The sequence below is a fragment of the Streptomyces sp. NPDC058459 genome (assembly GCF_042721685.1).
Classification (GTDB): Bacteria; Actinomycetota; Actinomycetes; order Streptomycetales; family Streptomycetaceae; genus Streptomyces.
The window spans coordinates 1-14067 of sequence record NZ_JBHXLV010000015.1 but is presented as its reverse complement, the minus strand read 5'-3'; the positions used below and the strand labels follow the sequence as shown (position 1 = coordinate 14067).

The 14067-nt window shown below is 70.8% G+C and carries 19 protein-coding genes; 18 read left to right on the top strand and 1 reads right to left on the bottom strand.

Annotated elements, in window-relative coordinates; genetic code table 11:
- The first annotated feature begins 36 nt into the window (after positions 1–36).
- The 15 genes from ACFWN1_RS05340 (at position 37) to ACFWN1_RS05270 (ending at position 10512) form a co-directional block, all read left to right on the top strand.
- The gene (locus ACFWN1_RS05340; protein WP_384358490.1) at positions 37–588 is read left to right on the top strand and encodes a DUF4913 domain-containing protein; all 552 of its coding nucleotides are present in this window, start codon (positions 37–39) and stop codon (positions 586–588) included.
- Complete coding sequence (locus ACFWN1_RS05335; RefSeq protein WP_384358409.1) at positions 585–1070, top strand: hypothetical protein; 486 nt, start codon at positions 585–587, stop codon at positions 1068–1070. The genes ACFWN1_RS05340 and ACFWN1_RS05335 overlap by 4 nt, the downstream gene beginning before the upstream one ends.
- 18 nt (positions 1071–1088) lie before the next feature.
- Positions 1089–1835 (top strand): hypothetical protein, encoded by a 747-nt coding sequence (locus ACFWN1_RS05330; protein ID WP_384358407.1) that lies wholly within the window; start codon positions 1089–1091, stop codon positions 1833–1835.
- Between the two features lie 149 nt (positions 1836–1984).
- Entirely contained in the window at positions 1985–2338 is a 354-nt protein-coding gene (locus tag ACFWN1_RS05325) for an SH3 domain-containing protein (RefSeq protein ID WP_384358405.1), read from the top strand.
- 92 nt (positions 2339–2430) lie between these two features.
- The gene (locus ACFWN1_RS05320; protein ID WP_384358403.1) at positions 2431–2913 is read left to right on the top strand and encodes a hypothetical protein; all 483 of its coding nucleotides are present in this window, start codon (positions 2431–2433) and stop codon (positions 2911–2913) included.
- Entirely contained in the window at positions 2910–3365 is a 456-nt protein-coding gene (locus tag ACFWN1_RS05315; protein ID WP_384358401.1) for a hypothetical protein, read from the top strand. The genes ACFWN1_RS05320 and ACFWN1_RS05315 overlap by 4 nt, the downstream gene beginning before the upstream one ends.
- On the top strand, positions 3362–3775 hold the full coding sequence (locus ACFWN1_RS05310; RefSeq protein WP_384358399.1) for a hypothetical protein: 414 nt from the start codon (positions 3362–3364) through the stop codon (positions 3773–3775). The genes ACFWN1_RS05315 and ACFWN1_RS05310 overlap by 4 nt, the downstream gene beginning before the upstream one ends.
- A gap of 40 nt (positions 3776–3815) precedes the next feature.
- Positions 3816–4661 carry a winged helix-turn-helix transcriptional regulator gene (locus ACFWN1_RS05305; protein WP_384358397.1) on the top strand — a complete coding sequence of 282 codons (846 nt, stop codon included), beginning with the start codon at positions 3816–3818 and terminating at the stop codon, positions 4659–4661.
- On the top strand, positions 4658–5176 hold the full coding sequence (locus ACFWN1_RS05300) for a regulator (protein ID WP_384358395.1): 519 nt from the start codon (positions 4658–4660) through the stop codon (positions 5174–5176). The genes ACFWN1_RS05305 and ACFWN1_RS05300 overlap by 4 nt, the downstream gene beginning before the upstream one ends.
- A complete protein-coding gene (locus ACFWN1_RS05295; protein WP_384358393.1) occupies positions 5173–6408 on the top strand; it encodes an MFS transporter in 1236 nt (411 codons plus the stop codon). The genes ACFWN1_RS05300 and ACFWN1_RS05295 overlap by 4 nt, the downstream gene beginning before the upstream one ends.
- Positions 6409–6439: 31 nt before the next feature.
- Positions 6440–6742: a hypothetical protein gene (locus ACFWN1_RS05290; protein WP_384358391.1), complete on the top strand. Its 303-nt coding sequence runs from the start codon at positions 6440–6442 to the stop codon at positions 6740–6742.
- 46 nt (positions 6743–6788) lie between these two features.
- A complete protein-coding gene (locus tag ACFWN1_RS05285; RefSeq protein WP_384358389.1) occupies positions 6789–8012 on the top strand; it encodes an ATP-grasp domain-containing protein in 1224 nt (407 codons plus the stop codon).
- Positions 8009–8881, top strand: coding sequence for a DUF317 domain-containing protein (locus tag ACFWN1_RS05280; RefSeq protein WP_384358387.1), 873 nt, complete (start codon positions 8009–8011; stop codon positions 8879–8881). The genes ACFWN1_RS05285 and ACFWN1_RS05280 overlap by 4 nt, the downstream gene beginning before the upstream one ends.
- A 26-nt stretch (positions 8882–8907) precedes the next feature.
- The gene (locus ACFWN1_RS05275) at positions 8908–9396 is read left to right on the top strand and encodes a hypothetical protein (RefSeq protein ID WP_384358385.1); all 489 of its coding nucleotides are present in this window, start codon (positions 8908–8910) and stop codon (positions 9394–9396) included.
- A 75-nt stretch (positions 9397–9471) separates the two neighbouring features.
- On the top strand, positions 9472–10512 hold the full coding sequence (locus ACFWN1_RS05270) for a SpaA isopeptide-forming pilin-related protein (protein WP_384358383.1): 1041 nt from the start codon (positions 9472–9474) through the stop codon (positions 10510–10512).
- Positions 10513–11276: 764 nt separating this feature from the next.
- Here ACFWN1_RS05270 and ACFWN1_RS05265 read toward each other — a convergent pair.
- A complete protein-coding gene (locus tag ACFWN1_RS05265; protein ID WP_384358381.1) occupies positions 11277–12173 on the bottom strand; it encodes a hypothetical protein in 897 nt (298 codons plus the stop codon).
- Positions 12174–12402: 229 nt separating this feature from the next.
- On the opposite strand from ACFWN1_RS05265, the gene ACFWN1_RS05260 reads away from it, so the two are divergent.
- The 3 genes from ACFWN1_RS05260 to ACFWN1_RS05250 all read left to right on the top strand — a co-directional run bounded on the left by ACFWN1_RS05260 (position 12403) and on the right by ACFWN1_RS05250 (position 13960).
- On the top strand, positions 12403–12756 hold the full coding sequence (locus ACFWN1_RS05260; RefSeq protein ID WP_384358379.1) for a DUF317 domain-containing protein: 354 nt from the start codon (positions 12403–12405) through the stop codon (positions 12754–12756).
- Between the two features lie 106 nt (positions 12757–12862).
- Positions 12863–13138, top strand: coding sequence for a hypothetical protein (locus ACFWN1_RS05255; RefSeq protein ID WP_384358377.1), 276 nt, complete (start codon positions 12863–12865; stop codon positions 13136–13138).
- A gap of 15 nt (positions 13139–13153) precedes the next feature.
- Positions 13154–13960, top strand: a complete 807-nt coding sequence (locus tag ACFWN1_RS05250) for a DUF317 domain-containing protein (RefSeq protein WP_384358375.1) — start codon at positions 13154–13156, stop codon at positions 13958–13960.
- The last annotated feature ends 107 nt before the right edge of the window (positions 13961–14067 follow it).

The window sequence follows — 14067 nt, the reverse complement described above, 5'->3', positions numbered from 1 at the left end:
CAGCTGGAGGGAATCGAGGCGAGCGTGCGGCGGCTCATGGAGCAGTCGGCACAACAGGCCCAGCAGCTGGATCATCTCGCCTCCGCTCCACCGCCGAGTGAATCCCCGTTCGCGGCGTTCGGCATGCCGGGCTTCGGTGGGCCGGCTCCCGACGCTCCGCCGGAGCCCCGGCCGATCCTGGAGCTGGACGGGGAGGAACGCGAGGACGAACTCGATGCCCTCAGCGACTGGGTGGACGACTTCTTCCTTCCGGTCTACGGGGCGGAGGTCACCACCGCGGCGCCCTGGTGCCTGCAGTGGCAGGCGCACGACGACGTCGTGGCCTGGCTCCACGCCCTCTGGCTCGCCTACCAGCAGCACAAGGACCCCGAATCGGGGCTGAGCGGCCTGTTCGTGTGGCACCGGGACTTCCTCACCCACGCGGTCGCTGCCATCCGCGCGCCGGGTGGCCCGCTGTCGGCGTGCATGACCTCTCCCGAGCGGCCTGCGCACCGCCTGCTGCCCGGCCCGCCGCCGTCCATCCGCACGGAGGCGGCGTCCGCCGCCGAAGCCGTCGGCACCACCGAGCCGGACGAGCCGACGTCATGAGCGGGGGAGCAGGAGAGCCTGCCTTCGGTCTGAGCTTCGACCCTCGCGCGTTGACCGACCTCCTCCAGGCCCCCAGCCACATCCGCGACATCACCCTCGTCTACCTCCAGGAGGTCGTGAACGCGCAACGCTTCGGGCTGCGCCTGGACGGTGACCTGGAGGGGTACCGGAAGCTGTTCGTCGACGCGCGTAAGGACTGGCGCGTCGTCTACGGCGTCCGCCAGGCGCCTGCGGACTCCGTGCACCACAAGGAGATCTACGTGGTGGCCCTCCGGCCGCGGGCCGGCAACGACGTCTACGACGAGGTCGGCCGCCGGCTGGGGATGACCCGCCGGCCGGTAAGCGCCCGTACTCACGCGGCACGCTCCCGCTCCCCCCAGCTGACCACCCGCGGGCCCGTACCCCGGCCCGGCCCGGCACCCGGCCCGCTACCGGGTCTGCCCCGGCCTGCCCACGCGTCCGCCTCCCGGCACACCCGCTGACCCCCGCGAAAGGCCCTCTTGTCGTCCAGCGAACCGGTGCCCGACCGAGCGTCCAACCCCGAATCTGTCGCCTTCGAGGTGGATCACCTCGACGCCGATGAGGACGTCCTCCTCGACTTCTACCAGCAGGTCGGCGACGCCGACATGCTGGTGCCGCTCGCCGAACACCACACGGCGAACGGCGTGCACAGCTACTTCGTCCTCTTCGACCGAACCGCTACCTTCGACCATCCCGGCACCGCGGCCTACCGTGCCGTGCACCTTCGACGGGACCTGGAGCAGCGCACGTTCGCCTTCGAGCACGCTGTCCTGCCGCTGCCGGCCCTGGCGCAGTCCTGGCTCATCCACTGCGAATGCCGCCCCGATGCCATCACCCTCAACCCCGACCTCGGCCCACCTGCGGCCGACGAGACGACCCGGTCGCTGGAGCGGCGCCTGGCTGGCGACGGCGACCACTACGCGATGGGCTACTCGTACACCTGCGACGATCCCGAGGACATGGTCACCATCGTCGTGCTGCAGGCCATGGACGAGCACGCGCCCAGCCCTTTTCGCGTGGTGGTCGAAGAGGTCGACAGCAGCGCGTGGACCTACACGCTGCGCGAGGGCGGATTCTCCTCTGTCGGTGAAGCCCTGCAATGGGGCGAAGACCGCCTCGCTGGAAATGCCGGTCCGCTGCCGCCCGTCCGCCGGTCAACGACGCCCGCGCGTCCGTCTGCTGTGCCTAAGGCTCCGCCTGTGCGCGCACCCGGGCGTCTCTTCTGACGCCGGCAACTGGCAACGGCGGGCGCAACATAGCCGACGATCGCCGGTTAGCCAAACCGGCGATTCTCCGGATTCTTGATGCAGCCGCCGGGACAACCGGCAGCGCCCTTTCAGACAACCCCCTTTTGCCTCATGGAGGTTCCTCCCGCATGCGCTCCACCCGAATCGCTGTGTCGGCCGCTCTGCTCGGCACGCTGGCCCTGCCGGCGCTTTCCGCCACCAGCGCGAGTGCGGCGGCCGTACCCACGGCGGCGACCGCCGCCCCCGCGGTCAGCTGTCAGTACCTGCCGCCGCTGCCGTACGAGGTGCGCACCAGCGCTGTGACCATTCGGTCCAAGGCCAGCTCCTCGTCCACCGCCCAGGGCGTGCTCTACAAGAGCCACAGGTTCAGCGTTGCCAAGAAGAGCGGCAACTGGCTCTACATCACTGACAAGACCACTGGCGTCAAGGGCTGGGTCTCCGGCACGTACGTCTACCGCGACGTCCGAATGTGCCTCGACTGACAGGCTCATCGGTTCCCGAACGCCCAAGTCTCCGGGACCCGCCATTTCCTCGCCCGGTCCTACGCCCGCCTCTCCAGAATTGGAGCTTCCCTTTGCCCGAGCGCATATCCGATGGCGCTGAAGATGTCGTGGGCATGCTCACTGAACGGATCGAAGCGCGTTTCGGTATGGACCTGGACCAGCTGAAGGCCGCAGTAGCCGCCACGCCGACGGCCAATCCGGATGCCACCGATGTCGTCAAGTGGCATGGTCTTCTCGTCGAAGCCCAGTCGGTGCTCGACCGAACGGAGGACGACCTCCTTGCCGCGCTCCAGACCCAGCCCAGCGAGGTCGACGACCCGACGATGGACCTTGCCCATCGGGTGAACGCTGCCGTCACGACTCGCGACGGCCGGGCCCTGGTCGTGAAGTGGTTCCTCGATCCCGATGCACCCGGGAAGAAGGACCTGGCCGCCGAACGGCTGGCCCGCCTACGCCCCCGAACCGGGCCGGCGGTGCAGATCAGCGCTCCCCACCAACCCAGCGGGGCGCCCGCTCCCGCCTCGGCGGTGCGAGCGGGAAGGCCGGGCCGATGAGCCCGGCCGAGGCCAGCACCATGGACATCGACCTGCAGCAGGTCTTCGGGAGCCCGGTCCCCGAACTCCACGAGGCCGCTGTCGCGCGCGACGCCTCTCCCGCCCTCACCCGCGCCCTGGAACTGCGCTCCTTCCTCGCGCTGACCGAGGAACAGGTCGCCCGGGTCCGTGACCGCGTGCACGCGGACATGAACCCCGACCGCGATATGGGCGAGTTGTCGGCGTACAAGCTCCGCTTCGACGCCCAGTGGCTGGAGGCGGCGCTGGACGCCCGCGACGGCTACCGCGCCGCCCTCGGCGAACTGCTGCGCACCATGCCCCCGTGCCGCGAGCAGGCCCGCCCTGTGCGTACGACACAGCCCCGGGCCTCCGTCACCCTGCCCACCTCGGCCGCCCCCGCACCGCCGCGTGCCGGGGCGGCCTGGGGGCCCCGACCCGGAAAGCCTGCTTGACCCACCTCACGTCCACCGAGATCGCCGGACGGATCGAGGACCTGTACGGCGCCCCGCTCGCCGACCTCCGCGCCCACGCCCAGGACCAGCCGCCCGGCATGCTCTGCGCCCTCCTCGGCATGCACGAGCACCTCGTCGGCGCCGAACGCAGCATCGCCTTCTACCGCGAGCACCTCACCCGGCTGCTCCATCCCGAGCGGCCAATCGGCCGACACGAGGTCTCCCACCTCCTGGACGGTGCGCGCCGGCTCGCCGAAGCCGTTGCCGTCCGCGACGTCCAGGCCACGTCGGTGACGGCCGTCCTGCGCAGCCTCGCCCCCATCCCGGCCCCGGCGCCGCCTCCGCCGCCTGCTGCGGCCCCTGCAGCTGCTCTGCCCTGTGCGACGCCGAGCGCGGCAACCAGCCGCTGACCCGGCGGCGCATTCCCTTACTGACCCAGGAGTTCTTGTCTTGGCCATCACCGCCCTGCCCCCTGACACCGCGACCGACATCGCCCGGGTCACCGAAGCCCTCGGCATGATCACCCCGCGGTGGAACGTGCGGATCCTGCTGGCACTCTCCGCTCGTCCCATGAGGTACAGCGATCTGGCCGCCAAGGTGTCCTGGCTCCACGACGGGCAGCTCCACCCCAAGGTGAAGGCGCTGTGCGACGCCGGCTTGGTGGAGCGCACCGAGCACAGTGCGCGACACGTGACCTACGGGAACACCGAGCGCGGCACCGCCCTGCTGCCGGTCCTGCCGGTGATCGTCACCTGGGCTGAGGAGCACCTGGAGAAGGCGGATCACTCGCTGATGGCGATCGAACACATCGAGGACAGCCTCACACTCCTCACCCGACGCCACGCCGCCGCAATCCTGTGGGTGCTCAAGACCCACCAGGAGGTCAGCGGGCGCACCCTGGCCCGGCTCGTGATGCCCAACAGCGACTGGACCAACATCTACCCGCCGCTGCGCCAGCTCGTTGACGACGCCTTGGTCAACACCGAGGGCAAGGGCCGGCCCTACCGGTTGTCCGCGTCCGGCGACGGGCTGGGCCCCGTCTTCAGCGCCTTGTCCGCGTGGGCCGCCGGACAGCCCCTCCACGAGGCGGCGTCCCACCCGGTCTGGGGTTCCCCGAACGCCGGACCGGCGCCCAAGCCATGGGTCAGCAGCCTGTCCCGGACGGCCCCCGGGACGCCCCTCCCGACGCGGGCACCGGAGGTGGCTCCGGCCACCTGGCAGAGCCGTGAACTCTTCTCCCACGCCACGACCACCGGCCCGAAGGCGGCCCTCCCGGCAGGGGGGCCGCGCCGATGACCGCCTCCTTCACCACAGCCGAGATACGCGCCGCGGTCGAGGTACTGGCATCGCGCCCCTTGATCCGCCTGATCACCGAGATCGACGACAACGGAGCGATACCGCCCAGGCGGCTGGCCGCCACCCTCCCCGACCTCTCCACCCATCAACTGCGGATCGCAACCGAGACGGCCCGCAGCTACGGTCTCGTCCGCACCGCGCCAGGCGCCGGCCTCGAACTAACCCACCGCGGCCAGGAGCTGGCCGACGTCTACGATGCAGCAGCGCGCTGGTCCCGCCGCCACACCCCACCGGCGGAGGTCTGCGAGTTCACCCACCGCGTCCGTCACGTCCTGGGACTGCTGGCACTCCAGATCTCCAGCGAGAGCGCACAGGATCCGGCACGCCCCTCCGCCGCGAGCTGGGCCGGCACCGAGCCCGAGACCGACCCGGCCCACGTTCGGGTTCTCCTGCTCCAGTGGCTGGCCGAAAACCCGCAGCTCACCTGCTTGTCAACGTACGAGGCGGTCGCGTGAGCCACGTCGCAGATACTCGGGACCTGCGCCCCGCCGATTCGCTGCTGCGCACCATCTACCTGCCGCGCACGGCCGACGCCCTCGCTTTCGCGATGTGCACCTACGGCATCCCGCTGCTGGTTCTGGCCACCACGAACTCCGCCGCGCTGACGGGGGCCGCGTTCGCCCTGGAGTGGATGCCGCGGCTGGCGGCCTTCGGATGGGCAGGATCGATCGTCGACAGGCGCGGGGCGGCCATCGTGTTCCACCTCGCCTCCCTGGGGCGCGCGGTGGCCCTCGCCGCCGGCGCGACCCTGCTGTGGCTGCACCCCTCGGGGCCCGTGGCGTGCGTCACCGTGATGGCGCTGGCGGTGACAACCGGCGTGCTCACCGAGTTCAGTTACATCGCGGCCGAGACCGCCGGCGCTGCCGCGGGCCGCCGGGCGGGCTCTCGAGCCCACCGGGTCCAAGCGGTACTGATCGGCATCGACCAGACAGCCACCCTGGCCGGCCCGGCCCTCGCCGGGGTGCTCCTGCTGGCCGGACCGCCCCCCATGCTCGCGGTGATCACCGCGCTCTCGCTGATGGCCGCGCTGCTTGCCCTGTGCACCCCACCCTCGCCCACGGCCTCGGAGCACCGCCACAAGGGGCGTCCGGGCGCCGGGCTCCTCACAGGGTGGCGCACGATCCGCTCGCTGCCGGCGCTCGGCTGGTTGGTCACCGGTCTGACCGTGTCCAACCTGGCCATCGGCATTCTGCAGGCAGCCGGTCCGGTGATCGTCGTCAAGCATTTCGGTCAGTCCACCACTGCCGTCGGCCTGGTGTGGTCCGCCGCAGCAGCAGCCACGCTCCTGGCCGTCACCATCTGCCGGTTCGCACTGGACCGCCTGGGCCTGTGGCCTGTCGGCGCCGTCTGCGCCGTCCTCGCCTCGTTGGCCTGTCTCGCCGCCGCCCAGGCCCCCGACTACCTGTCCTACCTGGTGCTGGTCGCGATCCTCATGGCCGCCGACGGCGGTCTGGCGGTCGTCCTGCGCACCCTGCGGTCCCACCTCATCCCCCCGGGGAAGTTCGGCAGCACGCTGTCCGCAACCATCCTCATCCTGCTGCTGCCCTTCCCCGTCGCCGGCCTGCTCACCGCCCTCACGCCCCCCGACGCTCTGGGCCACGTCATCACCGTCTGCGCCGTCCTGCAGGCCCTCGGCCTGCTCTGCGCCTTCGCCCGCCTGCGCCGCGACCCCGCCCTGCGCCCCTGACCCTGCTGCGCCCCAGTCTGTGGAGAACGCCATGCCTATCGCCGTCCGCGGGTCGCACCGCACGACCGGGCACACCATCACCGACCAGTTCCGCGCCTTCGATGCTCACAACCCGCACGTCTACTACGCGCTCGAACGCATGGCCGCTCTCCGTCTGGCGGCCGGTGCCACCCGCATCGGCATGAAAGACCTCTTCGAGGACCTCCGCCGCGAACTCCCCCACGGCGTTGCCGGACTGAACAACAACTTCACCGCGCTGTACGCCCGGAAGTTGATCGACGGCCATCCCCGTTGGGCCGGTGCGTTCGAGCTGCGTCGCCGCCGCGCGGCCTGAGAGCCCTCCTCCTGATCCTGCCCTCACCGATACGGAGACCACCTTCTTGTCTGACCGCCCCGTCGTACTCGTCGTCGCTCCCGGAGACGCGAATTACCGCGGCTACTGTCTTGAGCAAGTCGCTGACGCCTACGACATCGTGCTGCTCACCGCCGCCGAACCCTCCTGGGAGGAGGCGCACATCATCGACCACGTCGTCGCGGACCTCGACGATCCTGCCGCCCTGCTGGCAGGGGGCCGGGCTCTGGCCGCGCGCCACGACCTGGCCGGAGTCATGACCTGGGACGAGTGGTGCCTCGTCCCGACCGCCCGTCTCGCCCGCGCCCTCGAACTGCCCGCCAACTCCGTCGAGGTGACACGTGCGTGCCGCAACAAGGCAACCGCACGCTCCCTGTTCGCCCGTCACGGTGTACCTTCCGCCGTTTCGTTGAGCGTGCGCAGCCTGCCAGAAGCCCAGGCCGCCGCCGCCCAGATCGGCTACCCGGTCGTCATCAAGCCCGCTGCCCACGCCGGCGCCATGGGCGTACAGCGCGTGGACACCCCGGAGCAGCTCGCCGCCGCACATCATGTCGCGCAGCTGACGGCCGAGCCGGCAGCAGAGAACAACCAGGTGCTCGTGGAGGAGTTCCTCGACGGTTTCGAGATCAGCGTCGAGTGCGTCACCTACCGCGGAACGACCACGGTGGTCGCGGTCAACCGCAAGACCATCAGCCCGCCACCCCACTTCGAACAGCTCGCGCACCGTGTCGACGCTGCCGATCCACTCCTCGGCATCGTCACTCCCGCCGCGCGGGCCGCGATCCGAGCACTGGGGATGACCAACGGCGTCAGCCACATCGAGATGCGTCTCGTCGACGGACGACCGCGTCTGATCGAGGTCAACGGCCGACTCGCCGGCGACATGATCGGCCACCTCGTCCGCCTCACCACAGGAATCGACCTTCCGCGCGCTGCCGCCGACTTGGCCTGCGGTCAAGCCCCCGACCTCACGGCCAGCCGCGTAGGCGCCGCTGCCATCGGGATGATCTACCCCCATACTTCCGGCACCCTCACCCACCTCGGCTACGTAGGCACTCGCCCGCCGTGGCTGGACCGGCTGTGCTTCCAGCGCCGTCCCGGAGACCGCCTCCTGCTCCCGCAGGACGGCGGCACCCTGTTCACCGCCCGCGCCGGGTTCTACATCGTGACCGGCAGCACCCCCGCCCAGGTCAACGAACGCCTCAGCGCCGTCGCAGATGAGATCACCGTCGCCGTGAAGGCGGACCGATGAGCCCGCAGCCCGCCACGCAGCACGACCTCGATGGCGACGTCTACGTCTTCCCCCGCCACCTGGCCCGCTCGACCACGGTCGGCGACCCGGCCCTCGACCCGCTGCGCGACCTCGGGTGGGACCTGCATCACGACGACCTCGGCAACGCCTACCTCACGGCCCCCGACGGCCGGGTGCGCCTGGGTTACCTCCCCGAGGGCGAGGACGACGGCCTGTGGCGCATCAACGCCTACCGCGACGCCTTCGGCCCGCCGGTCTGGGGCGTCTGCTTCAACGCCGACGCACCGACGGAGTTCGTCACCGCCTTCACCACCGCCCTCGCCACCGCGTACCGCGATGGCCCGGACCGCTACCTCGCCCGCCCGGCCGTCGACAGCCCGGAGCGCGACCCGTTCCTCGCCGTCGACCCGCTCATCGCCCACGGCTGGCAGTTCGACCGACCCAGCCCGGACACCTTCGCCATCACCTCACCCGACGGCCTCGCCACCCTGGAGTACGCCGTTGGCCCCCTCGACGCGAAGAGCGAGCTGGACTCACGCAGCGCCCGCTGGCACCTGTGGTCCGGCACCAACGTCGACCGGCCCTTCTGGTACGCGACCGCCAGCACCGACACCCCGGCCGCCCTCCTGCGCGCCGTCACCGAGTCCGTAGCCGACCCCGCGCCGCTGCTGCGGTGGCGGCAGGCGACCCACAGCTACGTCAAGAGCCGCGCCCAGCTCACCCCCGTCCTCCCGCCCTCCCTGCCGAGCCCGACTCCGCTCGACGTCCAGCGGGCCCTCGCCGCTCGCCGTCCGACCGCGGTGCCGGCGGCCAGCGTCCCGCGCTGGAGCACCACCAGCCGACCCGCCCTGCCCGGCCCCCGCCGCTGACACGGCCCCACCCGGCGGAGTCCACCATGTCCCTCCAGGCTCCCGAGTTCTTCGCCGAGCTCTGCCTCCCCTTCGCCGACCACGCCGTTGTCGGCAACACCTACTGCGGCGCCCCGACCCCGGGGAGCCCCCTGCGGCTGCGCATCGACTTCAAGGGCGCCCTCTACGCCGGCACCTACGGCGGCCTGCGCCTGGCGGTCCTCCACCCCGATGGCAGCGAGATCGACGCCGTCGCCCTCAGCTTCCGCGACCACGGCACCTTCCACCGCCGCGACGAAGCCCACGGCACCCGGCCAGGCGACTCTCGGTACGCCACCTTCGAGGGGCACCACCAACCCGGACGTCCTCCCTGGGACGGCGCCGTCACCACCGGGCTGCGCGACGCCATCGAGCAGTACACCGCCTTCTGGTTCCCCAGCTCCCGCCCCGCGAACAAGCCCCGCCGAACTACGGGCCGCACCGCGCAGCCCGCTCCGGCCGAGCCGGTTGCCCGAAACGGCTCGCGCAACCGCTGAGCTCTGCTCCTGTCCGCCTCGATGCCCTGGCACATCCGACGACCGCCCTCATTCCCCCCTAGGAGCCTCTTCCTCGTGCACGCACGCCTCATCCGATCCGCTGCTGCTGTCGCCGTCGCGGCGGCCGGCACCCTGACCTGGGCACCGGCCGCCAGCGCCGAGCCCGCCGAACCGACCCCCGCGGCCTCTGCCACTCCCACCGAGACCTCGGCTCCGGACGCAGGCAGCGTCGAGATCATCGCGAAGGACGCAGCCGGAGATGTCCTGCCCGCCGCCACGTTCCTGCTGCTCGACTCCGCCGGCCAGGAAGCCGGACGCGGACAGACTGACGCTCAGGGGAAGGCGACCTTCTCCGACCTCGCACCGGGGGTCTACCGGCTCAAGCAGACGACGACCGGCAGCCCGCTCCACGAGGTCGTCGCCGACCAGGACGTCATCGTCACCCCGGGCGCGACCACGCGGCTGACGATCACCGACCCGTTCAAGGCCGCCAAGGTCCTCCTGCAGGCCAAGGACGACAAGACCGGCAAGCTCCTGCCCGGCGCGACTGTGAACATCGGCACCGGCACCTCCCCGCTGCTCACCCTGACCACGGGCGCCAAGGGCACTGCCTCCGGTGAGCTGCCCGTGTCCAGCCGCAGCACGAAGTTCTGGGTCAAGGAGATCAAGGCGCCCGCCGGTTACGACCTCCACAAGCTGACGAAGACGTTCACCGCGGGCCCCGGCGCCCCGGTCACCGTGACCGTCACCAACACCAAAACCCACACCGACCCGACGCCCGACCCCTCAGACAAGCCGACGCACAAGCCCACCCCTTCCCCGTCCAGCCCCGGCAAGCCGAGCAGTGGCAACGGCGGGACGGCGCCCTCGGCCGCAGACAAGCCCACGCCGGAAGCCGACTCTTCGCCGGAATCCGACTCTTCGTCCGTCGCCGCGGCCCCGGTGACAGACTCCACGCCGAAGGCGCCTACGGGCTCCCTCGCCCACACAGGAGCTGACGCCACTCCACGGCTGATCGGCGGCGCGACCGCGCTGATCGCAGCCGGTGGAGGCACCCTCCTCCTGGCACGCCGCAGCCGCACCGATAGCCACACCGACGACTCCACCGAGAGCTGATCCTCTCCCAACTCCACGACTTCGAGCCCCCGGACCCCACTGATTGGAGTCCGGGGGCTTCGTCGTTCGCTGTGGCACTTCCGCCCCATTCTTCAGCTGGCTACCGATGAGGTGGCGCGGTTGTTTCGAGACGCGGCTAGGCGCGCGCTGCGGGTAGGTCGTATCGGCTGACAGCGACGTAGGTTTCTGGCGTCGCCGCTTCAAGGAGGCTCTCGTCTCCTCGCAGGTCAATCCTCGGCTCCTGGGGGCGCCGGAGGAGATCACTCCAGGTGCTTGTCGTGCCGCGCTCGTAGGCGTCTCGAAGCAGGGGACGCAGCCGTGGGCGGGCTTCCTCCTGCTGTTCGCGGAAGATGCGCCGCTGGGTGAGGCGCTGCACTTCCTGGGCCGCGTCGCTGAGCTCCAGGTCGACGGGGGGGGCTGGTCCTCGGCTCGCAGTCCCGGGGTGCGCCGGGCGATGGCGAGATCTTCCTCATGGAGGCGCTCGCAGGCGGCGAACAGCCTTCGGGACATGCCAAGGTGGACCTCCGTGCCGGGGATGCGGCAGCTGAGGAAGTCGTCGAGTCCTCTGGAGTGGAGTCCGGCGCGAAGGATGTGCTGTTCGGTGTCGGCCGCCTCTCCGCGTGCCTCGTCGCGCATGGCGAGAGTGAACGGGTCGTCTTCCAGGGAGGTAGTCAGCCCGGAGCGCCGGCGGCGGGAGGAGCGATCGGCGGCCACGGGTACGGCGCGCAGCTGTGTGGCGGGGACGGAGCGCAGTGTGAGGTAGGTCAGCATCTGGGCGCGTGCGGCCCCGATGAGGCGTCGTCGCTGTCCCCGAGACGGTCTTCCAAGTTGGCCGGGCCCACTGCCTCGTCGCCGGTACTTGATTCGGCAGGGGCAAGCGGCGGCAGGCCGGGGTGGAGTTCGTGGTCGATCGTGAGGAATAGGTCGTCTTCGAACCTCACGGATGCTCCGACCAGCACGGTGCGGTGTGCATATGCGCCGAGCACCTGGCTACCGGCCGCGAGCTGCTCCCACCCTTCTCGGAGCTTCTTGAGCCCCACGTCGCCGCCCTTGGCCTCGATGAGCCAGTACAGCTTCTCCGTCTCGTGGCGTCCCCACAGATCGGGCAGCTTCTTCTTAGGGTCCTTGAACGTCTTGAGCAGGGCGGGGACGGGGCCGCCGAGTTCGAGGTGCTCGGTCTGGCCGAGTCCCAGCAGGGAGCGGCAGGCCCACTCGGTCATCGTCATGCCCAGCCGGTAGCCGGCGGCGACCTTGGCGCTGCGCTCGGTGCCGTGCGCGTACACCGGGTTCCAGGTCAGGCGCCGCCCTTTCGCGCCGTTCACGGGGTGCCGGGGCGTCACGGGGTGCGCGCCGAGGTAGGCGTACAAGGGGGAGACTCGGGCGACGAGTTCCCCGTGGGCATAGCGCGGCTGGTTCTGCAGGTGCGGGGTGACGTCGCGGCCGACTTCAGTGGCTGCCTTGATGATTTCCCGCCAAGTGGTGGTCGGCGCGTACCAGCCGTCGGCGGCAGGGAACCCGTCCGATCCGGTCCACGCCGTGTGCTTGGCCGTCCGCCACTGCCGCCGGGGCTTCCTCGCAGGTCCACTGCGGAACAGGACCGGTACGTCGAAGCTGTCGGCGTACGTCAGCGGAGGCGCGTCGGGGACTTCTGCAGGGATCATGCGGCTCACTCTGGCACGGCCTCTGGCCGCCACCGGAGCTGGGTACCTAGCCGAGGCGAGGGTCCGGCGGGGCCGACCGGCCATGAACCCGTCTCCGGGCCCGAGGGGGAGGATGGGCAGTTCGCCGGGGGCAGACAGGAAAGATCGCGGAAGGACTGGCCAACGTGCGCGAGAGCATGTCAACGTAGACGACCTCGCAGGAAACCCCAGGTCAGAGAGGTGATAGCCCGTGACCGTAGCCCCTGTGGGCCCCGGTTTCTCCACCACCGTCGAAACGCTCCGACTACGGCAGTGGCAGCTCGGTCCCGGCCAGCCGACCCTGGTCATGGACCAGTTCTCCGCCGAGGACTTCCACCTGGTCGTCAATGACCGCGCGGACGTACACGTCAGCAGCAAGGACGGCCGCTTCTACCTCGGCTGGTTCCCGCTCGGCCGTCCCGGCACGGACCGCGAAGGATGGAAGATCGCGGTCACCGGCACCGCCAGAACGCCCGGTTATCAGGTCTCCTTCGACGTCGAGACGCCGGCCGACATCGTTGCCGCAGCAGTAGCCCGTGTACTGGAGACCTCTCGCCTCCTCTGACCTGCGGGGGCTGCCCGCGCGCATGCCGCTGGCCGAACAGAGTGCCGTCCGCTGTCCCTTCCCTCGTTCTCTCGCCCCAAGGAGGATGCTCGTAACGTCTTCGGAAATGACCGTCGCCGACCTCATCGACCTGCTCGCAGCCTGCGACCCAAGTGCTCCGGTGCGCCAGGCCATGAACCCCTTCTTTCCTATGGCCCATCGCGTGGCGCAGGTCCTGCAATCGGTCGACGAGACCGGCCGGACCGTCGTCTACCTCGCCGAAGGACGCGAGGAGGACGCACAGCTCGGCCACCTGCCGCCCGAAGTCGCCATCGAGCTGACGTGGCAGGGCCCCGTCCAGGCGCCCCCGCGCCGTCCCCGCCGCCGCGCCGGCGGCAACTAGAAACGCACCAAGCCTTTGGAGGCGCCCCTGTACTCCCACCTTCAGCCCGACCCGTCGACCCCACCCGCGTGCTGGGTCGGCCCCCGCCACCTGGCCGGTGACGACGGGCGCCCGTACGACGCCGTCGTCGACGCTCTCGCGGGCCTGGGCTGGACGAGCCTGACGATCGTCCGCGGACGGCACGAGCCGGACGAGGCAGAGAAGGACCGTCAGGTCCTGCGCAGCACCGTCCTGCACATCAGCCCCGACGACCTGCGCTGGGCCCAGTGGTGCCTGGCCGACGAGCCGTTCCACCTGGGTGAACTGCCGATCGCCTGGCAGATCTCCGCCCGTGACCAGGCGAACAGCCACGCCTGCTGGTCGGCCTACTTCACCCGCGACGTCCCCGGCGAGGCCGTTGCCGACTTCCTCCTCGCCCTCGACGCCCACGACCAGCCCACCGTGCCGCTGGCCGGAGCCGAGGACGTTCTGGACGCCGTCGCCGCCCAGGGCTGGCTCCGCGACATCGACCAGCTCCGGGCCGCGGCGATGGATCCGACGGGCGCCTCACACATCAGCCTCGGCGAAGTGCCGCCCCTCATCCAGGACGGCGACCCGCGCGTCCTGGTCACTGAAGCTGACGAGGTGGGCCCGGCCGGATGGCAGGCATGGTCCGAGCCCGTGCTCGGCGGGCCCTACCTGTGGGTGGCCTCTTTCGCCGCCGGCGTGCCGCACGATCTCGTCGCCGCCTTCGCCGCGTCCCTCAGCTCGACCGCACCGGTCCTACGCCGGGTGCTGCCCGAGGCCACCCAGGAGCGTCTTCTGCGCGCGCCGGCCACCTGACCGTCTAGCCGTTCCGGGATGAACGAAGCCCGGCGCCCTCCCCGGTGGAGGGCGTCGGGCCTTCTTGCTTCCCGGATACCGTCGCCCCATCTCGGCCGTAAACGCAC